We start from the raw sequence: 22992 nt of genomic DNA on the forward strand, positions 1-22992 counted from the left end.
CCTGAACCTGGGGCTTAAAGGGTCACCGGTTGTGAGGTTTGACGAGCGCGCTCCTGCTCCGCCCGTTCCTTGAGCTCACTGCGCAAGGCGTGAATGTCTTTGGGTAGGAAGTAAATAGCAAACAGGAAGAAAAAGAAGCACAGCAACCACGCCCCGATGCAAATAATGAGAATTGCCTCCCTCAAAGATCCATTCACCGCAATCAAACCGGCTATCGCCGGTGCCACAGCCGATCCCCCTTGTTCAATCATGTTTTGTACTGAATTGGCCGTGCTCCTTACTTCTGGCAGGGTTACATCATAAACCGTGGAAAGAACGTTCGGTGAGGCAAAAGGAATGAAGATTGCCGTCAGGCACAGCATCGCTGTGAACAGGGTCTTTTGTTCCAAAGGCACGTTGATCGTGACCCAAAGTAGAAGGGCTCCGGTAATGACTCCAAATGCACTTACGATCAAGCGCCCGCGTGGAGTCCGCTTGAAAAGGAAATCCCCCAAGACCCCACCAATCGGATAACCGGCTGCCAGAAAGAGCACAGCCGCTACCATGGTGATGAGCACCTCATTTTGGGAAAATCCTCTCTCGGTCTCTAAATAGCGGAAGAACCAGAAGGTGATAACTTGCCATGGGAAAACTCCAAAAAACCCCTGGGTAAACAGAAACAACAAACTGCGTTTCTTAAACAGCCCAAGTGCCGTTTTCCAATCGAAGCGATAGGTGCTGATTTGCTCCAGCCCCTCAAATTCCGGTTCGGCCCCTCCGCGCGGCACTTCTTTGACGCCGAGAAAGATCACCACCGAGAGCAGAATACCCAGAGCCCCGGTCAGATAGAAAACTCCCTGCCAATGCAAACGTCCAACCAGAGTTAGTGCCAGCACAGTCCCGGTGATATAGCCCAGCGGAGCAGTGATTTGCAAAATACCGTACACCTTACCCCGCATCTTGGGGGGGAAGTAATCTGAGATCAGGCTGTAAAGCCCAGGATAACTGGCATCATCAATCCCGGTCGAGGCACGAGTGATGACAAAGGTCGGGAATGTCCGGGCCAATGCACTCAACCAGGTCGTTGCTCCCCAGATAAAAGATGCCAAAGCCAGCAATTTCGAGCGCGCGTATCGGTCATATAAATAACCCCACAAAGGATAGAAAATTCCACCTACCAGCAAGGCTCCTGAAAACACCACCCCCATTTGAGCCTCATTAATGCCAAAATATTCCATTATAGGTGTGGTCAACGGCCCAATGAGAAGTTTATCCGCCTGATGCAAGAGCATAAACGCAAAAAAAACTGCCAAGACAAACCAACGGTAGCGGTTCTTTGTTGTCATTCCTTGGCTCCTGAACATGGAAATTATCAAATCGCTCGTTATGGGATGTAAAGAGTATAATCTGAAAGCGAGGTCCGGGCAACTTCAGGGCAAGGACTTTTTCTCAGGAGCAAGTTCGTGCAAGAAACCGATTTACAAACCCTTCTAGCAGATTGGCAAAGCCGCGCTCATCTCTCAGGAGCCTTTCTCTATCGTGTGATCTTGCCCGCACAGCCGGCGCAAACCTTGCCGCTACCTGCGGAAATGACCCCACCCCTCCGCCAAGCATTAAGCGCGCTGGGGATCGAACACCTTTACCTGCATCAGGCTATGGCCTGGCGGAATGCCCAGGCCAAGGTCCATACTATGGTCAACGCGGGGGTAGGCAGCGGGAAATCGCTTTGTTATCATCTCCCCGTTCTGCATGCTTGGCTAGAACACCCCCAAACGACCGCTTTATATCTCTTTCCCACAAAGGCTCTGGCATACGATCAATATCGGTTCCTTCAATCCCTGATTGACACTTTGCCCGTCTCTACCCAAGAACGCCATGCCCTGGGGAAACAAATTATCACTTATGACGGCGATACATCCCCATCCCAGCGTAAGAGAACACGACAAAATGGGCGTTTGATCCTGACCAACCCGGACATGCTTCATTATGGGATTCTACCCTTTCATCCTTACTGGCAAGAGTGCTTTTCGCACCTGGCCTTTGTCATTCTAGACGAGGCACATGTGTACCGAGGTGCCTTCGGATCCCATGTGGCCAACCTCATCCGTCGCCTGAAGCGCATTGCCACACTCTACGGCTCCCAACCGGTTTTCTTGCTCACCTCAGGCACCATTGGCAATCCTCAGGAACTAGCACAAACATTGATTGAGGCTCCTGTCGCTCTTATCCAGCAGGACACAGCCCCCAAGCCCAAACGATTTTTGGTTTTTTATAACCCTCCCCTTGAAGACATATCAACAGGTCTACGTCGCGAGGCCACTGCCGAAGGAATGAGGTTGGCCGATGATCTTTTTCAACAAGGTTGTCAAACGCTGGTATTTCTCAACTCACGGCGTGGGGTGGAACAGGCCTTACGCTCTTTCAGGGCAAACATGCCTGCCGCCCAGGGCATTGAAGCCTATCGCAGTGGTTACCTGCCTGAAGATCGGCGCTGGATCGAACAGGGGTTACGTGAGCGGTCTAACCGCTTGGTTATAACCACCAGCGCCCTGGAACTAGGGGTTGATATCGGCAGCGTCGAGGCTGTTATTCAAATCGGCTATCCCGGCTCGATCGCCGCTCTTCACCAGCGCTTCGGGCGCGCTGGACGCAAAGGACAACCTGCCCTCGGTGTCATGATTGCCTCAGATAATCCGCTCGATCAGTATCTTGTCTACCACCCCGCTGAGGTATTTGAGCGTCCTCCTGAAAAAGTGGTCCTGAATCCCAATAACCCCGTCATCCTTTACCATCACCTCCAATGTGCTGCCTATGAAAAACCCTTCCATGAGGGCGAACCCTTCGGTTCACTTGAGTGGAGCGCCATCACCCCCTACCTTGAAGCGCTGTCTGAACACGGTCATGTGTTTGCTGCCTCGAATCGCTTTGTTTGGATGCGTAGCACCCAACCCCATCGTGAGATTTCTTTACGAGGCAGCGCTCACCCCACGGTTCGGTTAATTTCACAGGACTACCAGCAGACCGCTCTCCTGGGTGAAGTGGATTACGAAAGTGCCTATTGGATGGTCCATCCGGGTGCTATCTATCTACATCGGGGTGACACTTACCTCGTGGAAGACCTGGACTTCGAGGCCGGACAGGCTTTGCTTGCCCCTACATCAAGTTCCTACTACACCGAACCGCTTCTTGAAACCGAAATCACCTCTCACCGCGTATGGAAATCCGAGCACTTTGCCTGGGGCACCCATGTGTGTGGGGAGATTCACCTTTCAACCCAGATTAAAGGTTACCAAAAACGTCAGTGGGAAAACCATACAGTGTTAGAGCAAATTCCCCTCAACCTTCCTGCTCTAACCCTCCAAACCACGGGCTACTGGCTCAGTCTGAACTCGCACACCGTCAAGCATCTTATTGACCAGGGACTGTGGACAAACGCTCCCAACGACTATGGCCCCAACTGGGAACAGCAACGTCAACGCGCCCGCGCCCGCGATCATTATACCTGCCAGCAGTGTGGAGCGAGAGAAGAAGGGAAACCCTTTCACGTGCACCACCGCATCCCGTTTCGCCGTTTTTCATCCCCTGAAGAGGCCAATCGCCTCGAAAACCTGGTCACCCTTTGTCCACGCTGCCACCGTCGTCTGGAAAGAGCAGTTTGGATTCGCAGCGGTCTATCCGCGCTACGACATCTCCTGCATCACCTTGCACCCTTGTTTATTCTCTGCGATTTCAGCGACCTGGGATCGTTCATCGAGCCCCGCTCCGCACTAAGTCAACGTCAACCCACAATTGTGTTTTATGATACCTTCCAGGGTGGCCTGGGATACTCACCTCAATTCTTTGAGAACCTGTTTCCCTGGCTGCAAACTGCTTATGAAGTCGTGACTCGCTGTCCCTGCCAAAACGGTTGTCCGGCTTGTGTGGGTCCCGCTCCTGAAAAAGGCAGTGGTGGAAAAGCCGAAGCCCGGGCTATTCTGCGGTTCCTGTTAGAAGCAAACTGAGAAGCGCTATGGATGAGGAACTGATGAAGCGCCTGGAAACCCTTGGAGTACGTCGTGGCCTGCCCGCTGATAAACCCGCAAGGCCCCCCTCCTCTTCATTTTGGCGTGTTGAAAAAGTTATTCCAGGGGGGCGGTTCTGGCCTGACCACTCGCGTTCGACCTTTATACTCGAACATATTTACCCGCCCGACTACCAGCATGGAAAGAAGAGCCTCAGAATATCCCCTCGGGATAGGGTTTATCCTGGCTTCTTTGACGGCAACCCGGAGATCAACCACGAGCATCTGCTCTTCCTCGATGTAGAAACCTCCAGCCTTAGCCCAGGATCGGGAACCCTGATTTTCTTGGTTGGTTTGGGTTACTGGGGTCTTGAAGGCTATCACTCTCACCAGGTTTTTCTTAACGACCCCACAGAGGAACTTTCCTTCCTGGCTTACCTTGATGATTGGATCAACCGTTTTCCTGTCCTGGTGACATTCAATGGACGGGCATTTGACCTGCCAGTACTCAACCATCGTTTTCTCATCAATGGAATCCGATCAAAAATTCTGGAAAAGCCTCACGTAGATGTCCTGCATCTTGCCAGGCGACTCTGGCGTAAACGCTTCCCTTCAAGGCGCTTGGGATTTCTAGAAAACGAAGTTCTTGGTTTCGTCCGAGATCAGAATGAAATCCCCTCTTGGATGGTGCCTGAAATTTACCAGAATTACCTTGTACTGGGCGAAAGCAATCTCCTGCATGGGGTCTTTTATCACAACGAGATGGATATTGTATCCCTGGCGGGCCTATTTCTTTACATTGAATCCCTATTTGAGCGGCCTGAGTGGGACCGTCTTTTAGCCGACGAGGCATATTCCCTGATCCGTGAAATGGAACACCAGGGCCATGAGCTACTTATTTGCTTTCTACAAGAGTTAACAAATAACCCCCGGTATTGGGCAACCAACGATCCTGAAACTGCTCCCCTATGGCTTCTGGTAGGGCGCATTTACAAACGCCACGGACGTATCTTTGAAGCCTTACAATGTTGGGAAAAAGCCGCCAACCTGAATTCCTTAGAGGCTTGTCTGGAGCTATCGCGCTACCACGAACATTTGGAACATAATTACAGAGACGCATTGGTCTGGATTGATCGCGCCATTGCCATTCTGGATACCAGCGCATCTCTCAAAGAGAAGCGACAATTCAGCGCCTTATCGCGTCGCCGTCTTAAGTTGCTCACCCAACTTGCCCGGAGGTCCCATGCCACGTGAGGACGCAGAGCGCTGGAATGCCCGTTACCAATCTTTGATCCATACTTCGGACATGGACCGCCCTCGGGAGTTGTTGGTCTCCTTTGCTCATCTGCTCCCTTCGTCTGGATGGGCACTGGACCTTGCCACCGGTCTGGGTGCCAGTGCGGCCTTTTTAGCACGACGGGGCCTGACCGTAGTGGCCATAGATATTTCCTGGACTGCCCTACAATACGCTCGCCAACGTTGCCCATCCCTCAATCTTATTTTAGCTGACCTGACCGAATCTCCTCTCCCTCCTAAAGAATTCGACGTGCTAACTAACTTTTATTATCTAGAACGCTCGCTATTTCCACATTTTTATTCCCGTCTAAAGCCGGGGGGATGGTTATTCATTGAAACCTTAACCGAACGTATGGAAGAACTGCTTCCCGGACAAATTGCACCTGCCCACCTGCTTAAGGAAGGCGAGCTTTACGAAACTTTCAAACACTGGAAAATTATTTACTATAATGAAGGTATCACCCAAGGCCACTCAGGTCTGAAGGCTGTGGCAAGTTTGGTTGCTCAGCGCCCGCTTAACCCCTGGAGAACACCATGACCGAATCCCCCCTTTCCCGTTTACGCAAGGAAATTATCCATCAGAAGACCGCTCATTTGGATGCGCCATCCCACTGCCCATTGTGTATTCGGGCTTACGAGCAATTTCAATATTACGAGGCCTTTGTGACACAACGTAGCATTGAAGCCCTTCAAGGCAATCCCCAAGTTGTTGAGTACCCCCATCAGAAAGCGCTCGATAAGACCATTGAGCAACTTGGTGCCTCCCCTGCCCCCGAAGACGCACGTTTTTACCGTCTTCTGCAGAATGCAAAACAGCGCCTGGACCTCATACTGGCATTGATCCAAGAACTCAACCAGGAGAGTAATCAATGAGTCCCTCAGAATCCACTCCCTATGAAGAGGTTTACCGCGCAAATGGCCGTCTCCACGCCGACATCATTCGCGGTTTCCTGGAGGCTGCGGGTTTTAGTGTGCTGCTCTATCAGGAGAGCGCAGGCGCCGTATATGGATTAACCGTTGGCCCCTTGGGAGAGGTACGAATCCTAGTGCCCGCCGACCAGGCAGCAGATGCTCGCGATTTGCTGGCCGCCATGGATCGTGGCCAAATTCCCGCACCGGATGAGGGGGAAGCCTTTGAAGAAGCGCCCCCAGACCAAGACGCTCACTAGATAGGTTCAACCATTTGCTCTACCCGCAGAGCATACAGGCAGGCAATACTCCGAGTAATTACACCCGGGCTTCCATTTCCTATGGTTATTTCATCAATGCGCACCAGCGGTAGGACCCCTCGGCTGCTGCTGGTAATAAATGCTTCCTCAAGCCCACTGAGTTCGTCAATTTTTATTGCCCGAAAGAGGAGTGGATATCCTGCCCGTTGCGCGATTTCAATTACCAACGAGCGCGTCACACCCTGCAGGACCCCATGTCCTGCTGTCAAAATGTGTCCCTCTTGAACGGCAAAAAAATTGCTCGATAGGCCTTCGAGAATCTCACCCTCTGGGTTAACCATTAAGATCTCGTTGACCCTGGGATGCGCTTTCAGGTCGCGTTCACGCATATCAGCAGTTTGATAAATAAACCGGCTGGATTTGGCCTGAGGCTGCTCGCGGCTTAACACTCGCGTCACCGCCCATGCACCTTCTTGATAAAGCCATGCTGCCGGAACGGAGAGCGGTTCAACAAAGACGTAACATCCTGGCACCTTATCGAGCATGGGGATAAGTAACCGAACGCGGACATCTTCCATCGGGGCTTTATTCGCAATTGCCAACCGAATCGTCGCCCGCAATTCTGAGCGAGGCAGTATTACATGATATCCGCTCAGACGCAGGGTTTCTTCCAGGCGTTGAAAATGCGCTTCCAGGTGCAACGCGCAATTGCCTTTGAAGGTGCGAAACGTAGTATAAGCCCCTGCTGGGAGTTCCAGCGTCAAACTATCAAGCGTACCCTCCCGGCTTCCCAGCCCCTGTGGCTTCAACGTGCAAAAATCTAAAAACCACCGCGAAACGGTTGCCATGATGCCATGCTCCAGTTATAAAAGGCAATTATTGGCGCAATTATACGTCTCCTTTACTCAAGTGAAGGGCCCTCGAGGGGCTTCATGCGTTCATAATCATCCGGCGTATCCAGGTCTTGCACAACCGTAGGAGTATCAACCACAAGATAATCAATATCGCCCGCATGGATGCCTAAGAAATCACGCAGTGTTTGAGAGGCTGGCAAACTAATTAATTCTCCCCATAGGCGCCGGTCCACCAGCCAGGGATGTCCACGTCGCATCTGGTAACTGGGCACCACTAATAAAGATTTTCGCTCGGCGTAAAGCGAAAACAGGCTGATGACCACTTCTTTTTGGATCTGGGGCTGATCCCCCAGGACAACCAAAGCGGCTTCCAACTCTGGTGGGAGATGTTGGAAGCCCACCTTCAACGAAGAAATCATTTCACCATGAGCATAATTCGGATTATGCACACACCGAACAGGAAACGTCAGAGCCCGAAGAAGGGCCTCGACTTGTTCACGATATCCACCCGTAACCACATAAATAACCGTTACTCCGGCTTCCCACAACGTGGTTACTACCTGTGTCAAAACGGTCCTTTTGCCCCAGGGTAACAGCAGTTTAGGCGTCCCCATACGCCGGGACAAACCCGCGGCCAGAACCACAGCCCCAATTCTCATCTCACTCCCCACGGCATGCCCTCCGTTTCATTTTACGAGCCTGCTCCCAATCCGCGGGTTGGTCAATGTCCAGCAAAATACGTTCATCAGACCACGGCAAGGCCAGAACAGAATATTGATCAAAAACAGCTCGCCCCCCCACATCCCCACGGATTTGCCTCAACGCGGGGAACGTAATGCGATCAAATAGAACCGGGTTTGCGCGTCTTTCTCCAACAAACGGAGCCACAATCGGCGCCAAAGTCCGGGCATGTTTTTCCACCAAGGCACGGATAAGGTCTACAGATACAAAGGGCTGATCACTAAGAAGGAAAAGAGCAGCCCCCACCTGCTCTGGAAGTGCCTTAATCCCACAGACAACCGAGGTCGCAACTCCCTCTTGCCATCTCGGATTCACGATGATTTCAACGGGCATATCAGCCAAGGCTGCCTGAATTGGTTCGACGGTAGCCCCCACGACCACTATTACTGGCGAAAGATCTGCTTGTAGGGCCCTTTCTACCACTACACGAATTAATGGCCTGCCATTCCATTCTAACAACTGCTTGGGTTGGCCGAAACGACGCGACTCACCAGCCGCTAGGACAATTCCTGCTACTGGCTGATGAACAGCCACCACCGCCTGTTCCCCACCCCGGATGACATTACCCAACAACACGGCGTCATAGGCAGAATAAAGCCGCTTCAAGTGCTGCAAAATTTCCGCCCGATATTCCGGTACACACTCATCCCACTGGTTGAGCAAAACCGCTCGTCGTGCCTCAGATGGAATGTCTTTCAACCCGCCCTGGGGGTGCAAAAGATAAGTGATCAGTGCCGAAGGGGTAACTGGCGATCCGGGTTCCAGGCCTGTCAATTTTGCAAACAGATCGGAACGAAAAACCGTTGCTTCATCGAGAGGCTGCCCCAATCCCGAAAGCCCACATACCACCACAACCAGATTGATCCACTCGGGAATGGGAGGCTCATGATTAGCCGGCGCTTTAAGAGGGCGCATGCGTGAACCGTCCGCTTCCACCAGCACAGGCAGGTGCAATCTATCTGCGTACTCATAGATGCGTCTCAACGCTTCATCTCCAGGGCTGATCAAACGCCCACTTTCATACTCAACCCCGGTTATGAGAATCACCCCTCCCCCCAGTTCAGTAAAGATTTTATCTACCTCCGACTCTGTCCTGATGACAAAATGCCGATCTGCCAGCAGGGCTTGTTGACGCCCCAGATGAGCACTATTGGTTAGAATCACGGATCCTTCCAGAGCACGCGCCAGAGCAAAAAGCGTGGTGGTCTTCCCGCCAGCCCCAACCAGCGCCACTCGGGAATCATGACTTACCCGCAGGGCATGTTTGAGGTTCATCTCCATCCATCCTCGGCATAAAGTAAGGGGCGCAAGGCTGGAATGGAGAGGATTGCCTCCAGCGCAGCCCCTCCAATTGCCAGGGATTTATCCGAGACTAAGAAACAAAATTTCGGATTTTGCCGCGGATCCACATCACCGATTTTCATTCCTTGCGTGACATGGAGACCTTCGGCCACCAGCCCGCGAATAACACCGTCAAACGGAGCGCGTACCTCATGACCATTAACTTCTGCAATCACCTGTCCCTCTCTCACCAGATCCCCAATCTCAACTCGCGTGTGAACTACCCCCTCAACTGGTGCCCGTAGCACCCGTTGGGCATTGTACCCACTCACGCTTTCAGGGATCCCGGTGTCGGGTTCCGCACTCCCCTCCCAGTACAACCGGCCCAGCGTATGTCCACGCATGGATTCAATTACCACGTGACAATCTTTACCTGCCACAAATCCCGGTCCAATCCCTATAACCAAAGGGGCCGCTGGGTGCACCAAGTCCCCACCTTTTTTGGTCAGCCGGGCATCTACCAGCACATGAGGTTGGAACCAAATACGTGTTTGCGCTGCCGGGTCAATTACAACCGGCACCTCTCCCCGCAGGAAACAGGCTCGGGCTTCTTCAGGAGATTCCACCTTTCGCGCAATAATTTCTTCAACCCTTGCCACCCCGGTGTAAATCGCCTCGGCAAAGGCCACCTTGCGCCGTACCACCAGTGGCTTTTCCAACTCGGTGACCAATACCCAGAAACCGGCGCGGTGCAATCGCAGCACCACTCCACTTCCCAGGTCACCTCCTCCTCTCACCAGAACTCGCAATGGCATCGGCTTATAGACTCTCAATCTTGTCAACCCGGGGACGAGCAACTCGTCCCCGGATTCGGTTTCACGCGGGTTTTAAGCCCGACCAAACACGTTCAGGCGTATAGGGGAAAGCATCCAGCCAATGCCCTGTTGCCTGACGCAAAGCAGCCGCAACCGCAGGCGCTAAGGGCAAATAAGGCATTTCAGCCATTCCACGCGCGCCCCATGGCCCAAGCGGATCGGGATATTCTACAATGAGGGATTCCACCCGTTCAGGAACATCCAGAACCGTGGGGATCAAGTAGGTCGAAAGCGTACCGGTAAGGACCTGGCCTTCTTGGGTCACAAAGTTTTCCAGCAAAGCGTAACCCGCCGCCTGGACAATCGCCCCTTCAATCTGCCCCTGTACCTGTTGGGGGTTGACCGCTTTACCCACATCATCTGCACACCAGACATTAACCAGGCGGGTTTGCCCGGTTTCAAGATCCACTTCCACCTCAACCGCCTCTGCCACATAACCGTAGGCAAAGTTTGGTTCAGATTTGCCCGTTTCCGGATCAAACGGGGTGGTCTTGGGCGGACGGTACTGAAATACCGCACGAGCCGGTCGCTCCTCATTGCGCCACTTTTCAAGAGCCAGTTGAGCCGCTCCTCGAATGGCATTTCCAGCCATGAAAGTCATCCGCGAAGCTGAGGCGCTTCCGGAATTGAGCGTGTAAGCCGTATCCGAAGCCACCAGCGAGACCTTTTCAAGCGGTAGCCCCAACGCCTCAGCCGCCATCTGCACAAAAACGGTATGAGCCCCCTGGCCCACATCAGCACCAGCATGATAGAGGGTCGCTTTCTCGATCTCTGCTCCGCCTTCCAGTTCTATGATCGCCCAACAATTTTCTGGTGCTCCAAATGAAAAGCCCACGTTCTTGAAACCACAGGCAAAACCGATGGCGCGGCGCAGGTTCGCAGAACCCTCAATCGCCCAATAATACCCTCCCGGTCGGGCCCAACCCTCCTCAGTCTTTTCCCAACCAGCAGCCCTGGCGCATGTCTCCACCACCTGTTTGATGCTAACGCCTTTAGGCAGGGGGGTACCGACAGAGAGCAAATCCCCTTCATCCAAGAGGTTGCGCATCCGGATTTCAACCGGATCCATGCCCAACGCTTCGGCCAGTTTGTTCATTTGCGATTCGGCGGCAAAAATGGCCTGCGGTCCACCAAAACCGCGGAAGGCTCCGGTTGGAATGTTGTTGGTATAAACAGCATACGCATCTACTTTAACATTGGGAATGTTATAGGCGCCGGTACAGAGGAGCGTTGCATTCCCAAGAACTTTGGTTGATGTATATGCATAAGCACCGCCGTCAGCAATAAGTTCCGTCTCGGCTGCGATGACCTTGCCTTCGCGCGTTGCCCCCCACTTAGCCCGAATGTAGAAGGGATGGCGTTTGTGATGGCCAATAATCGATTCTTCACGCGACCACACAATCTTTACCGGCCGATTAATTCCGCGCTGGTGTAAGCGCCAGGCAGCCAGGGCCAGCACAATCTGCACCGACATATCTTCTCGACCGCCAAACGCCCCTCCAATCGCTGGATAAATCACCCGGATCTGTTCTTCAGGAAGATTCAATGCATGCGCAATCTGCTCCCGATCTTCATGGGTCCACTGGCCAGCCACCACCACCGTCACCCGGCCAGCCTCGTCTATATAGGCCACCCCTGCTTCCGGCTGCAGATAAGCATGCTCTTGGAACGGGGTTTCGTAATACCCCTCCACAATGACATCTGCTTGAGCAAATGCATTGTCCACGTCCCCCTTACGGATCCGGTAACGGCAAAATACGTTAGACCCTTTATCCGGATGAAGCAAAGGTGCATCTTCCCGCATGGCTTCTCGCGGGTCCGTCACAATCGGTAGATCCTCATAATCCACATGAATGGCGTGTAAGGCCTTCTCGGCAATAGCCTCACTTTCTGCCACTACCAGTGCTACCTGATCGCCAATGAAACGCACCCGATCGGCAAAAGGTTTGTTTGAACCGGGCCCACACAGAACGGGTTGATCGGGCATAATCAGGCCATATTCATTAACAGGCACATCGGCAGCCGTGAATACTGCCAATACTCCCTCAATGCTCAAGGCGTCTGAAACATCAATTCCTTTGATACGAGCATGAGGACGATTGGCAAACAGGATTTTCATATACACTTGATTAGGAAAATTAAAATCTCCCGGATAGAGCGCCTCACCTTTAACCTTCGCCACGGCGTCCAGCCGGGTTACTGATTGCCCAATGTAATGACTCATAGCCCACTCTCCAGAACCATCATCGCTGTCTCTTCCTGCGCTTTGGATAAGCCACCGGAGGCACATCAAGCGGCCCATATCGTGAAGGACCAAACAGACGGTAAAGCACGTAGGTGATTAGCTGAAAGAACGTGAAGATGACCAGCATCAACGCAATCGTCAGAATGATCTTCACATACAACAGGGGATCACTACCCGGCGCCAGCAAATCAGCAGGGATCGTCGCCCAACCCCGACGCGCGTTTTCATCCAGAAGGGCAAGCGCACCAAAATACCCCAGCACTGGCGTGAGAATCATCAGGCCGAAGCCCACTCCCTGCCAGATGGGATGCAATTTCGAATTGGCTTCACGCTCGTTGAGCGACGGTTGACGTTTGTAGTCGGTATATTTGCCCATCAGACCCCTTCGGTTTGTTGCTCCGCTGCACGCTCAATGGCCTGAATAATTTTGTAATATCCGGTGCACCGGCACAAATTGCCGGTAATAGCATGTTGAATATCCTCAATCGAAGGACGTGGCTTTTCCTCAAGCAGTTTTACCGCGGACATGATGAAACCCGGAGTACAATAACCACACTGTACAGCCCCCTCCTCAACAAAGGCTTGCTGAACAGGGTGTAGCCGGTCATCCGTTGCAATCCCCTCAATCGTGCGAATCTCGGCAAGATGGGCCCGCACGGCGGGAACCATGCAACTCATCACTGCCACACCATCCAGGAACACCGTACAAGCCCCACATTCGCCCTCTGCGCATCCCTCCTTCGTGCCGATCAAGCCGGCTTCTTCCCGCAGGAGGCGCAGGAGAGTCTTATTCTGTCCTGATGTGAACTCATAAGCCTTTCCGTTGATAGTTGTCCGGATTGGGGTATTCGGTGTATGAACAATGGTCGCCTGTAAAGTGCGGCTGTTAGGCACTGCATTCCCCCACAACAGCACGGGGGAGGCGGGCAAATTACCCCGTTCACGCCCCTGAGCGATTGCCGTTAGACCCCGCCGTACCAGGACACCCACCATATAGCGCCGATACTCTGCTGATCCCCGGATATCTGAAATAGGTCGAGCAGCCTGTGCAGCCAGTTCGGCCGCCTGCCGAATCGTTTCGGTATCCAGAACCCGACCCACGAGGTAGACTTCGGCCTCGCGAGCATGAATGATGGTAGGCGCAACAGCCCCCAACGTGATGGCCGCATGAACAACTCGCTCGGCTTCAAGGGTCAGCACAATAGCCGCGTTAACCACCGAAATGGCTTGTGCCCGGCGCAGGGCGTATTTCAGGAATATGCCATGCTGATTGGACTTCAAGGCCGGGAATACAATGTCCACCAGCATTTCATCCGGTTCAAGGACAGTGCGTCGCACACCCGTGTAAAAATCCTCAAGAGCGACTAAACGTTCTCCTCGAAGCGAGCGCAAACGCACTTTGGCTCCCAGCGCCATGAGCGGTGTGATCGTATCATTGGCGGGTGAGGCCGTGATCAGGTTACCGGCGATTGTACCGCGGTTACGAATCTGCGGGGATCCCACCTCCCAAGTGGCCTGGGCCAGGGGCAGTGCATATTCCCGAATCAACTTAGACGCCACACAGTGGTTGTGAGTCACCAGTGGACCCAGGTGAAGATATCCATCTTCATCCAGCACAATCTGATCCAAATTGGGGATGCGAGTCACATCCACCAGGGTCTCAATGCCTTTACGCACTCCACGCTCAATTTCCAAAATCAGATCTGTGGCACCAGCCACAACGCGTGCCTTTTCGCGTTTTTGCGCCAAAACGCGCAATGCATCTTCCAGGGTTGCTGCACTAACGTATTCCTGCCACATAAGCTAGCCTCCTGATACAGTTTCTTTCATTCGCCGTCCGCTGCCGCCATTACGCAACATGATAATTTCAGCCATGATGCTTACGGCAATCTCCTCAGGGGTTTCGGCGTTGATCTCCAACCCAATCGGTGAGACGACCCGCGCCAGCGAACTCTCGGCAATTCCGCGCTCTATCAGCGCTTTTCGCGTGACCGCCCAGCGTCTTTTCGAACCGATGACACCAATATAAGCGGCTGGGGTCTCCAACAAAGCCGGTAAGCCCTCTATATCAACTACACTACCGCGAGTGGTCAGAATCAGGTAGGTCTGGGAATGGATACGCAAGTGTTTAGGCAATTCAGACATGGGCACAGGGTAGAATTCATCAGCATCCGGATTGAACTCCGGGGTGCAAAATTCTGGGCGGTCATCACACACCGCCACCCGAAAACCCAACCATTTGGCCAGGTGGGTGACCGCTTTGCCCACATGACCTCCTCCGATGACCACAATCATGGGCTTAGGAAGCACCGGCTCCACATAGACCTCCAGCTGACCACCGCAGACACCTGGATCACCGCGCTGCGGATCTACCATATCATACCGCAACAAACGTGGCCGGCCATCCTGAATCGCCGCTAGCGCCTCTTTATGAACCCGATTCTCCAGTTCGCCGCCGCCGACAGTACCAATGAAATGCCCATCGGCATACACCAACATTTTACTGCCCTCGTGACGAGGCGTGGAGCCCCGTGCATAGACTACCGTGCACAGAGCCCCCGCCTCCCCTCTTTCAACCAGATTCAGAACCTCCCGATAAATTTCCACACTCATGGCTCTAAACCAAGGATTACGCCTTTCTCAAAGCCCGCCAAACTTTCTCTGGCGTCACAGGGTTATCAAGGATATCCGCCCCGCAGGCATCCAGCACTGCATTGGCCACCGCCGGTGCCACACCATCCATGGGGATCTCGGCCACCGCTTTAACCCCAAACGGGTGAGAAGGCTCAAAAGTTTCCACAAAGATGGTCCCCAATTCTGGCATCTCGTTTGCGCGGAAGATGTGGTAGTTAACCCAATCTTTTTCCCGCGGGCGGCCCTGCTCATCATATCTCAATTCCTCACACACCGCGTAACCCAGCGCCTGAGTCATTCCCCCTTCAATTTGACCGGAGGCCGTGATGGGGTTGACTATCACTCCCGAATCAACCGCCATGACCAGACGATCAACCGTCACCGCCCCTGTTTCAATGTCTACGGTCACCTCGGCAAACTGAGCCGCAAAAGGTGGAGGCGCAACAGGGGACATGTGGGAACCAATGCCCATGATTTGCTCCTGGTCCGCGTGATGAAGGCTGTTCAGGGCAATTTCTTCCATGGTGACATAACGACCATCCGGAGCCACGGCTTTTCGATCAACCAGACGGATGTCTTCCGGCTTGACCTCGCCATGACCATTCCCGCGTTGATTGAGCATTTTTGCCGCGCGAATTCGAATCCGCTCCGCCGCCTGTTGTGCGGCTTTGACCACTGCTGCACCGGAGATGTAGGTGGTACTGGAAGCGTAGGCACCTTTATCAAATGGCGTGAAGTCGGTATCCGACGAGTAGACAATAATATCTTCAACCGGTACCCCCAACACTTCAGCCGCCATCTGTGCCAACACTGTATCCGAGCCGGTCCCTAAGTCTGTAGCCCCAACCATGAGATTGAACGAGCCATCATCGTTCATCTTGATCGAGGCGCCTCCCATATCCAGGTAAGGGATGGCCGTCCCTTGCATGACCATCGCCACCCCGATCCCCCGGCGCAAATGAGGTTTACCGGGCACCTGATGCCATTCGGGGTTGCCAAACTTCTGCTCCCATCCAATGACCGCCTTACCTTGTGCAACACATTCCTCCAGCCCTACCGTGTGGATGATCTCGGGACGGGGTTCGCGCCCTTCACTCCAGGCTGTGCTGAAGGGATGCAACTCGCCTGCCCGTAAGGCATTTTTCAGACGAAATGTGATAGGATCCAGCCCCAAATCTCGAGCAATACGCTCCATGTGACGCTCTACCGCCCAAAAGCCCTGAGGCACACCATACCCTCGATAAGCCCCTGCTGGGGGCTTGTTGGTATATACAATATCCGCGTAGAAACGGATATTCGGGGCCTTACGGTACTCACCATCCCCTACATAAAGGGCCATAGCTTTATGCCCGGTATTTCCTGTGACAGTCAGCCCATGGCAGCCATAGGCCCCCGTATCGCTCAAAACATACATGGCATTGGCGGTAATTGTGCCGTCAAGTTTGACACCGGTTTTCATGCGAATGCGCATCGGGTGGCGGGAGCGCGCCGCGGTGAATTCCTCTTCACGGTTATACACATACATCACCGGCCGCCCCGTTGCAATGGTCAAGTGCGCCGCCACATCCTCGATCAGTACTTCCTGTTTACCGCCAAACCCACCTCCAATACGCGGCTTAATCACCCGAATACGCTTAACGGGTAGCCCCAGCACAGGAGCCAAGATACGGCGCACATGAAACGGCACCTGTGTACTGGTGCGGATAACCAACCGATCATCCTCATCCCAGTAGGTCACCACCACATGAGGCTCAATATGGGATTGCTGCACCTTGGGAACTTCATACTCCGCCTCGTAGATACGGTCGGCTTCCTGAAAACCCTTCTCCACATCCCCAATATCAATGCGTATTTGCGCCGCCAGGTTGCGTTTGGGATCCGATTCGGCAAAGTTTACATAATCCGGTTCATCATGAATGATAGGCGCCCCATCTTTCAACGCATCTGCAGGGTCCAGGATGGCGGGCAGAGGCTCGTACTCGACCTCAATCAACTTTAGAGCCTGCTCTGCAATCTCTTCCGTTTCTGCGGCTACAAAGGCTACCCGATCTCCCACAAAGCGGACCTTTTCATCCAGGGAAAAGGTGTCCAGCGGTCCAGGAATAGGATCCGATTGACCAGCCGTAGAATATGGAACACGGGGAATATCCTTGTAGGTTAATACCGCTGCCACCCCAGGCAAGGCGCGGGCTTTTGACACATCAATATGCTTAATCCGCGCGTGGGCTACCGGACTGTGCAGTACCTTGGCGATCAACATTCCCCGCATTTCAATATCTGCTGCAAATGCTGGCTTGCCCTGCACCAGTTTAATCGCATCCACTTTGATTTCCGGCTTTCCCACACGCTGCAGAGCCTGACGCTCGGGACGCATCACCGTCCAGATGCGTGGCATAACCTGAGTTCGCACCGAGGGGGATACTTCATTGTCCAATGCGCTCTTAGGCGCATCAGAGGCTCCACCGGGCCAGTCGGTTGGGAAAGCCATAGCCTCAGGTTCACCCTCGATAGGCGGTACCTCTTCCCCACGCATGACCGCTGCCGCACGCATAATTGCCTGCACAGGTTTGAGGTAACCGGTACAACGACACAGCACGCCCGAGATGGCCTCGCGCACCTCTTCCTCGGTTGGGTTAGGGTTGCGCTCCAATAGCGCCTTCGCCGCCAGCGCTATTGCCGGCGTGCAATAACCGCACTGTATGGCACCGCTTTCCACCAGCGCTTGCTGAATGGGATGCAACCCTTCAGTTTTACGCCAGCCCAAATCGGGATGCTTTCCCATCCCTTCAATGGTTTCAATGCGATGACCATCTGCCTGCGCCGCCAGCATCACGCAAGTGTTGGTCGGTACCCCATCCAGCAAGACCGCACAGGCACCACACTCTCCATGTTGGCAGCCACCATCCTTTACGCCGTAATAGCCATGTCGGCGCAGAGCGGCCAACAGAGTCTCATGGGGGGCCACTTGCCATTTATGCTCTTCACCGTTGATCCAAAGTCTGATTTGCATGGCTCCCTCCTCTGCGCTCACAAAACACTCATACATCGGCTTAATAGTACCTGCGCTACCTCTTGACGATACGCGGCACTCGCCCATTCGTCATCTGCATCCTGCAACACCGAACGCAAGGCTACCTGGGAACCACTTGCATCCGGTCCATCCATAACCAAGCGAGGTGTTTTTCCAAATCCTCCCACGACCACCCGTGTGCGCCCCGAGGGCCACTTCGCTACTGCTACCAGGATGATCGGGCGATCTTCGGGCGTACGGGCAACTGCTTCATACTTGAAATTGACATTGGTTGCTACACGCAACTCCGTGATCAGTAGACCCTTCTGAGGGCGTCGCCCCCGCAAAGCCAGAAAATCCCCTACCGACTCCACCTGCTCCCTCGGCATCCAAAGCAGTGTGGCATCTAAAGCGAGCAAGGCCGCCAGGAAAGGTGAGCGCCCATCACCGCTGACAACACTGCCCGCCACGGTAGCACGTTGCCGTAAATTGAAGGTGGTCTCTTTGCGCGCGGCCAGAACCAAATCGGGCCGAAGGCCTGCATAATCAATGAGTTGTTGCAAGGTGACTGTAGCCCCGATTTTTAAGATGTTTCCCTGAAGCATAATTTGATTTAAGCCAAGAGCCTGCAAGTCCACTACGGCACAATCGGGCTCTTTGAGACGGCTCAGCGTTGTTCCGCCCCCTAATGGAAGTGTGGGCGGCTGAGGACGCTGCAAAAGCCCCAAAGCCTCTTCCAATGTTTTTGGACGATGATACTCGATGATCATATTTCCCTCCTTACCGGGTCACCCGATATAATCAGGTGACCTGGTTCCAGGTACTACATCTATATCTGAGCAAAAGTATCAATCAGGAGCTTGTAATCACCACCGACAGGGTACAGAATCGGGCAGGTCGCGCCCGTCTTGAGATACTCCTTGACTTTGGCCTTGGCCTCCTCAGGCGTACCCGAAGCCGTAATACGATGAATCAGATCTTCCGGCACCAGGTGCTTGGCCTTTTGAATCTGTTCATGGGTTGCTGGCCATCCTAAAATGCTTTGGATCTCCGCCACCACGTCTGGAGAAACTCCTGAGGCTTTGGCAATATGAGGCTGCTGAGCCAGGTACTGGCACAAAAGTTCACGGGTTGTATCAATGGCGCGATCATGATCCGGATCCACCGAGCACACAATTAACTGTGGGCGATCCAGGTCATCCACCCGCCGGCCTGCCTTCTTGGCGCCCTTATCCAGAAGTTCCATTGCGCGGTAATTGTATTCGGGCGGAACACAATAATTCAAAACCACCCCATCCGCAATCTCACCCGCCAGTTCCATCATCTGATCGCCTGTCGCACCGATCATAATCGGCACGTTGCGTGGCTCGCGCCGACCATGCACCACATCCAGTTCAATCCCTTCAACATGGATGAATTCTCCGTGGAAAGTAACCCGCTCCATGTTGAGCAGCCGGCGCAAAACCGTCACCGTCTCGCGCATGGCCACCAGCGGCTTCCTCCGCTCAATCCCCACGTTACGGGCTAGCGGATCCCACCAGGCCCCAATGCCACAGATGATGCGGTTGGGCGCTAAATCATCCAGGGTCAGGAAGGTAGCCGCCAGTAAACCGATGTTGCGTGTCCAGTTGTTAATGACCCCTGATCCAATTTTGATCCGCTCAGTAACCGCAGCATAAGCTGCCATTGGCACAATCGCGTCCCGCACCAGACGGCTTTCCGCCTGCCAAACAGCCTCAAATCCCCGCTGTTCGGCATAGCGGACGAAATCCAGCCCTTCGCGCAAATCATGGGCATCTTGTAAATAAAGTGCTACGCGTTCCATGGTTTCCTCCTGGGGATATTATAGAGTAAGTGGGGTAGAGTGAAGTTGACGCCAGTGCTCCAGATCCTCGGGCCAGTCGAGGTCGAACGCAACTGATGGAAGTTCCAACGTTCGTACCTCCAGTCCCTTTTGACGGGCCTGGCGACAATGCGCTTCATACGAGTTGCTGCCAAACTGATAATCCAAAACCCCTGGTGGCCGTACCAGTAAAGCGTTGGTTCCATAGTGATGGCGGTCAGGTACTATCACAATCCCTCGTTCAAATCGTGCCGTCTGAAAAATGGCTTGCACATCCTCGGCAGTGATCAGCGGCAAATCTACCGGCAGAATCAACACCTCACTCGCTGCGTAAATTTGGGCCATAACCGTTGCCCGGCGCAGGGCCATATTCAACCCGATACGACCATCCTCCTGTAAGGTACGAGCACCCCATTGACGTGCGGTAGCAAGAATGGAGGTGTCACGGCTAACCACAAGGATCTCTTCAATATTATGAACCTCTCGAAGTACCTGAAGCAAGTGCATGTAGAGCATCTGGTTCAGCAGAACCCGTTCATGTTGCGATAAAACAACTGCCAGCCGTGATTTGCCCTGATAGATGGGTTTTACAGGCACAATCGCCCATGTGCTCATAAAGATAGCGCCTCCCGGACCGCTTGTCCAAAGGTGACTGCTTCCTTTGCTAGACGGATACGATCCTGTTCATCTCGCATTACGATATCGGTAACATGCGGAATTATACCGAGATGCTGAATCTCCTCAGCCATCATTGCATCTGAGTTATCCACCAAAATTCCATGCAACAATGGCTGGTAAAAATGAGCCACTGCAAGCGGACTGGGCTGCCACCCCAATTCACGAAACATTTTCGCCGCAGGGCCTTTCAGCGCTTGCCCTCCTACAAGCGGTGAAACGGCAATAACCGGTTTTTGCATGAGCGCCTCCCGCACACCCGGAAGAGTCAGAATAGGGCCAATGCTGACCCATGGATTTGAGGGGCAAAGGATGACCAAATCTGCCCCCCAAAGGGCCTCCAACACGCCCGGGGCAGGCTGCGCCGTTTCACTCCCCATAAAACGAAACCCCTTCACCTCAGGCTGACACTGCTGCGCCACAAAATAGTCCTGGAATCCAAGTTCATCCCCTTCCTTTGTCAGGACAATAGTGGAAACGGGATCATCGCTCATGGGTAAAACTTTCACTTTAATCCCCCACGCCTGACAGAAAGCCGCCACTACCTCTGAAAGGCGCTCCCCTTGCTGTAACCGGCGAGTTCGCTCTAGGTGCGTTGCCAGATCACGATCTCCCAGGCGAAACCAGGTTGGTCCCCCAAGTCGGCCGATTTCTTCCATAACCGCCCAGGTATCTCCCATGCGCCCCCAACCGGTATCCGGGTTGGCTATGCCCGCCAGTGTATAGCAAACGGTATCCAAATCTGGGCTGATATGCAACCCAAAGTGGCAAAAATCATCTCCAGTGTTAACGATCACGGTCAGGCGATCGGGCGGCACGCAGCGCGCCAACCCATCCACTAATTTTGCTCCACCGACTCCGCCTGCCAGGGCTACGAGGTTCATAGCCAATCACTTCCTACCGGAATAAGTCCTGTTCTTCAGGACGACGTAACTCAGAGAAAGATGACTCGCGCAACGGATACGGAAATCCCCTCACATGGACGACCGGGGTCCTCTCATCCGCCTGGCCCATTACCAATGAGGCCGCCGCTGCCAATTCATCCGCTGCAGCCACCTGAGTCACTCTCAGTTGATAACCGAACAAATCGGGGTGGCCTCGCAGATCTACCAACGCCGGAACTCCTGCCACGCCAATGCATACCCCCACGGTACCCAGCCGCCATGCCCGCCCATGAGAATCAATGATCAGCACCCCGATTGAAACCCCACTGCGCTCTTTTAATCCATTACGAATCCGCCGGGCCGAAGCATCCGGGTTTTCAGGCAACAGCAACACCCACTCCTCCGGATTACCGTAAGGACCCTCCACGTTCGAGTGATCAATGCCCGCATTGGCACAAACAAACCCCAACCGATGCTCCACAATCAGCGTTCCCGGCCGGTAGCGTAAAACCTTACGGCTTTCACGCAACACAAGTTCAACAAATCGCTCATCCTTGTCAGTAAGACGCGCCAGTTCTACTGCCTGTGGCGAGGGCGCCACCTCTCTCAGATTCACCAGGCGGCCCTCGGATTTCGAAACAATTTTCTGAGCAATGACCAGGATATCTCCGGCTTGCAAGGCAATCTCATTTTTGAGCAAAGCGCGCCAGAGAATATCGCCCAAGTCATCACCTGGACGGATTAGTGGAATACCTTGCAAGGGAGTCAACACCAAAGGGGCAGGCATGGCAGATTTGAGTCTCTAATCTGGTCGTGGTACACCCGTGATTCGAATTCCAGCCGACTGTACACCAAATTGTTTATTTAAGCCGATCAAAATCGAAGTCAGTCCTTCAACAACCACCGCATTCTCTGTGGGTCCGGCATTCCAGCCCACGAGCCCCGCATCTTTTACCAAACCAAGCACCACCTCACGGGCCTCTTTATTACCGCCACACACCAGTACATCGCACTCAATCGGTTCATCATGCAAGAGATGTTCATAAGAGATATTTTGGAAAGCTGCCACAACCTGAACATTTTCGCCCAGAATGCGCTGCGCTTCCATTGTAGCACTACCGTCCGGAGGCATCTGAACACGGGTAACCTTGGGAGGTACCAGCGGAACCGTAACATCAATGACGATTTTGCCCTGAACAAATGGCTTAATAAACTCACACATCTCACGGTGGGCCGCATAGGGCACCGTCAGGACCACAATCTCACCTGTTTGAGCCGCCCGTTCGTTAGCCATCCCAACAACCGATTGACCTGATGTCCCCAACAACCTGTTCACTTCTTCAGCCGCTGCCTGGGCTTTGGCTTCCTGCCGCGAACCAATAATGACGCGATGCCCGAAACGCGCCCAACGAAAGGCCAATCCCTTACCCTCTTTACCGGTACCCCCTATGATTGCAATTGTACGTGTCATTCGTGGCTCTTCCATGGTGTTATGCTCCCGAAATG

21 protein-coding genes are annotated in these 22992 nt (G+C 53.6%); 5 read left to right on the forward strand and 16 right to left on the reverse strand.

The annotated features are described in order from the left end of the window. Positions 1 to 14 precede the first annotated feature (14 nt). Positions 15 to 1325, reverse strand: coding sequence for an MFS transporter (locus SE15_RS07395; RefSeq protein WP_201778074.1), 1311 nt, complete (start codon positions 1323 to 1325; stop codon positions 15 to 17). Positions 1326 to 1442: 117 nt separating this feature from the next. Here SE15_RS07395 and SE15_RS07400 point away from each other — a divergent pair, with 117 nt between their 5' ends. The 5 genes from SE15_RS07400 to SE15_RS07420 are packed head-to-tail and all read left to right on the forward strand — an operon-like array spanning position 1443 to position 6444. Then, complete coding sequence (locus tag SE15_RS07400; protein ID WP_054521488.1) at positions 1443 to 3980, forward strand: DEAD/DEAH box helicase; 2538 nt, start codon at positions 1443 to 1445, stop codon at positions 3978 to 3980. An 8-nt stretch (positions 3981 to 3988) separates the two neighbouring features. Beyond that, the gene (locus tag SE15_RS07405; RefSeq protein ID WP_054521489.1) at positions 3989 to 5233 is read left to right on the forward strand and encodes a ribonuclease H-like domain-containing protein; all 1245 of its coding nucleotides are present in this window, start codon (positions 3989 to 3991) and stop codon (positions 5231 to 5233) included. After that, positions 5223 to 5813, forward strand: coding sequence for a class I SAM-dependent methyltransferase (locus SE15_RS07410; RefSeq protein WP_054521490.1), 591 nt, complete (start codon positions 5223 to 5225; stop codon positions 5811 to 5813). Before SE15_RS07405 ends, SE15_RS07410 begins: the two co-directional genes overlap by 11 nt. Then, positions 5810 to 6148, forward strand: coding sequence for a hypothetical protein (locus SE15_RS07415; protein WP_054521491.1), 339 nt, complete (start codon positions 5810 to 5812; stop codon positions 6146 to 6148). Before SE15_RS07410 ends, SE15_RS07415 begins: the two co-directional genes overlap by 4 nt. Then, entirely contained in the window at positions 6145 to 6444 is a 300-nt protein-coding gene (locus SE15_RS07420; RefSeq protein WP_054521492.1) for a putative signal transducing protein, read from the forward strand. Before SE15_RS07415 ends, SE15_RS07420 begins: the two co-directional genes overlap by 4 nt. On the opposite strand, the gene SE15_RS07425 is transcribed toward SE15_RS07420, so the two are convergent. The 15 genes from SE15_RS07425 to npdG all read right to left on the reverse strand — a co-directional run bounded on the left by SE15_RS07425 (position 6441) and on the right by npdG (position 22972). Beyond that, entirely contained in the window at positions 6441 to 7292 is an 852-nt protein-coding gene (locus SE15_RS07425) for an aminotransferase class IV (protein WP_054521493.1), read from the reverse strand. The genes SE15_RS07420 and SE15_RS07425 overlap by 4 nt on opposite strands. A gap of 53 nt (positions 7293 to 7345) precedes the next feature. Then, positions 7346 to 7957, reverse strand: coding sequence for a nucleotidyltransferase family protein (locus SE15_RS07430; protein ID WP_054521494.1), 612 nt, complete (start codon positions 7955 to 7957; stop codon positions 7346 to 7348). A gap of 1 nt (position 7958) precedes the next feature. Further along, on the reverse strand, positions 7959 to 9314 hold the full coding sequence (gene yqeC, locus SE15_RS14110; protein ID WP_160316685.1) for a selenium cofactor biosynthesis protein YqeC: 1356 nt from the start codon (positions 9312 to 9314) through the stop codon (positions 7959 to 7961). Next, positions 9311 to 10135 carry a selenium-dependent molybdenum cofactor biosynthesis protein YqeB gene (yqeB, locus tag SE15_RS07440; RefSeq protein WP_054521495.1) on the reverse strand — a complete coding sequence of 275 codons (825 nt, stop codon included), beginning with the start codon at positions 10133 to 10135 and terminating at the stop codon, positions 9311 to 9313. The genes yqeC and yqeB overlap by 4 nt, the downstream gene beginning before the upstream one ends. Positions 10136 to 10196: 61 nt before the next feature. Further along, positions 10197 to 12419, reverse strand: a complete 2223-nt coding sequence (locus SE15_RS07445; RefSeq protein WP_054521496.1) for a xanthine dehydrogenase family protein molybdopterin-binding subunit — start codon at positions 12417 to 12419, stop codon at positions 10197 to 10199. Between the two features lie 19 nt (positions 12420 to 12438). Further along, entirely contained in the window at positions 12439 to 12816 is a 378-nt protein-coding gene (locus tag SE15_RS07450) for a hypothetical protein (protein ID WP_054521497.1), read from the reverse strand. Further along, positions 12816 to 14240 carry an FAD binding domain-containing protein gene (locus SE15_RS14115; protein ID WP_083461792.1) on the reverse strand — a complete coding sequence of 475 codons (1425 nt, stop codon included), beginning with the start codon at positions 14238 to 14240 and terminating at the stop codon, positions 12816 to 12818. The genes SE15_RS07450 and SE15_RS14115 overlap by 1 nt, the downstream gene beginning before the upstream one ends. 3 nt (positions 14241 to 14243) lie before the next feature. Further along, on the reverse strand, positions 14244 to 15053 hold the full coding sequence (locus SE15_RS07460; RefSeq protein WP_054521498.1) for an XdhC family protein: 810 nt from the start codon (positions 15051 to 15053) through the stop codon (positions 14244 to 14246). A 16-nt stretch (positions 15054 to 15069) separates the two neighbouring features. Continuing rightward, positions 15070 to 18084, reverse strand: a complete 3015-nt coding sequence (locus SE15_RS07465) for a molybdopterin-dependent oxidoreductase (protein ID WP_054521499.1) — start codon at positions 18082 to 18084, stop codon at positions 15070 to 15072. A gap of 17 nt (positions 18085 to 18101) precedes the next feature. Next, positions 18102 to 18854 carry an FAD binding domain-containing protein gene (locus SE15_RS07470; protein ID WP_054521500.1) on the reverse strand — a complete coding sequence of 251 codons (753 nt, stop codon included), beginning with the start codon at positions 18852 to 18854 and terminating at the stop codon, positions 18102 to 18104. A 59-nt stretch (positions 18855 to 18913) separates the two neighbouring features. After that, complete coding sequence (locus SE15_RS07475) at positions 18914 to 19909, reverse strand: LLM class flavin-dependent oxidoreductase (RefSeq protein WP_054521501.1); 996 nt, start codon at positions 19907 to 19909, stop codon at positions 18914 to 18916. A gap of 18 nt (positions 19910 to 19927) precedes the next feature. After that, positions 19928 to 20542, reverse strand: a complete 615-nt coding sequence (cofC, locus tag SE15_RS07480) for a 2-phospho-L-lactate guanylyltransferase (protein ID WP_054521502.1) — start codon at positions 20540 to 20542, stop codon at positions 19928 to 19930. Beyond that, positions 20539 to 21486: a 2-phospho-L-lactate transferase gene (gene cofD / locus SE15_RS07485; protein WP_054521503.1), complete on the reverse strand. Its 948-nt coding sequence runs from the start codon at positions 21484 to 21486 to the stop codon at positions 20539 to 20541. Before cofD ends, cofC begins: the two co-directional genes overlap by 4 nt. 13 nt (positions 21487 to 21499) lie before the next feature. After that, positions 21500 to 22273, reverse strand: coding sequence for a coenzyme F420-0:L-glutamate ligase (gene cofE, locus SE15_RS07490; RefSeq protein WP_054521504.1), 774 nt, complete (start codon positions 22271 to 22273; stop codon positions 21500 to 21502). Between the two features lie 15 nt (positions 22274 to 22288). Next, on the reverse strand, positions 22289 to 22972 hold the full coding sequence (gene npdG, locus SE15_RS07495) for an NADPH-dependent F420 reductase (RefSeq protein WP_054521505.1): 684 nt from the start codon (positions 22970 to 22972) through the stop codon (positions 22289 to 22291). Positions 22973 to 22992 lie beyond the last annotated feature (20 nt).

Origin of the sequence: Thermanaerothrix daxensis, from assembly GCF_001306145.1 — a bacterium.
In the GTDB taxonomy this organism is placed as follows: domain Bacteria; phylum Chloroflexota; class Anaerolineae; order Anaerolineales; family Anaerolineaceae; genus Thermanaerothrix; species Thermanaerothrix daxensis.

Coding starts and splice junctions, on each gene's coding strand:
- SE15_RS07395 (WP_201778074.1), bottom strand. CDS start 1,325: ATGACAACAAAGAACCGCTACCGTTGGTTTGTCTTGGCAGTTTTTTTT.
- SE15_RS07405 (WP_054521489.1), top strand. CDS start 3,989: ATGGATGAGGAACTGATGAAGCGCCTGGAAACCCTTGGAGTACGTCGT.
- SE15_RS07410 (WP_054521490.1), top strand. CDS start 5,223: ATGCCACGTGAGGACGCAGAGCGCTGGAATGCCCGTTACCAATCTTTG.
- SE15_RS07415 (WP_054521491.1), top strand. CDS start 5,810: ATGACCGAATCCCCCCTTTCCCGTTTACGCAAGGAAATTATCCATCAG.
- SE15_RS07420 (WP_054521492.1), top strand. CDS start 6,145: ATGAGTCCCTCAGAATCCACTCCCTATGAAGAGGTTTACCGCGCAAAT.
- SE15_RS07425 (WP_054521493.1), bottom strand. CDS start 7,292: ATGGCAACCGTTTCGCGGTGGTTTTTAGATTTTTGCACGTTGAAGCCA.
- SE15_RS07430 (WP_054521494.1), bottom strand. CDS start 7,957: ATGAGAATTGGGGCTGTGGTTCTGGCCGCGGGTTTGTCCCGGCGTATG.
- yqeC (WP_160316685.1), bottom strand. CDS start 9,314: ATGAACCTCAAACATGCCCTGCGGGTAAGTCATGATTCCCGAGTGGCG.
- yqeB (WP_054521495.1), bottom strand. CDS start 10,135: ATGCCATTGCGAGTTCTGGTGAGAGGAGGAGGTGACCTGGGAAGTGGA.
- SE15_RS07445 (WP_054521496.1), bottom strand. CDS start 12,419: ATGAGTCATTACATTGGGCAATCAGTAACCCGGCTGGACGCCGTGGCG.
- SE15_RS07450 (WP_054521497.1), bottom strand. CDS start 12,816: ATGGGCAAATATACCGACTACAAACGTCAACCGTCGCTCAACGAGCGT.
- SE15_RS14115 (WP_083461792.1), bottom strand. CDS start 14,240: ATGTGGCAGGAATACGTTAGTGCAGCAACCCTGGAAGATGCATTGCGC.
- SE15_RS07460 (WP_054521498.1), bottom strand. CDS start 15,053: ATGAGTGTGGAAATTTATCGGGAGGTTCTGAATCTGGTTGAAAGAGGG.
- SE15_RS07465 (WP_054521499.1), bottom strand. CDS start 18,084: ATGCAAATCAGACTTTGGATCAACGGTGAAGAGCATAAATGGCAAGTG.
- SE15_RS07470 (WP_054521500.1), bottom strand. CDS start 18,854: ATGATCATCGAGTATCATCGTCCAAAAACATTGGAAGAGGCTTTGGGG.
- SE15_RS07475 (WP_054521501.1), bottom strand. CDS start 19,909: ATGGAACGCGTAGCACTTTATTTACAAGATGCCCATGATTTGCGCGAA.
- cofC (WP_054521502.1), bottom strand. CDS start 20,542: ATGAGCACATGGGCGATTGTGCCTGTAAAACCCATCTATCAGGGCAAA.
- cofD (WP_054521503.1), bottom strand. CDS start 21,486: ATGAACCTCGTAGCCCTGGCAGGCGGAGTCGGTGGAGCAAAATTAGTG.
- cofE (WP_054521504.1), bottom strand. CDS start 22,273: ATGCCTGCCCCTTTGGTGTTGACTCCCTTGCAAGGTATTCCACTAATC.
- npdG (WP_054521505.1), bottom strand. CDS start 22,972: ATGGAAGAGCCACGAATGACACGTACAATTGCAATCATAGGGGGTACC.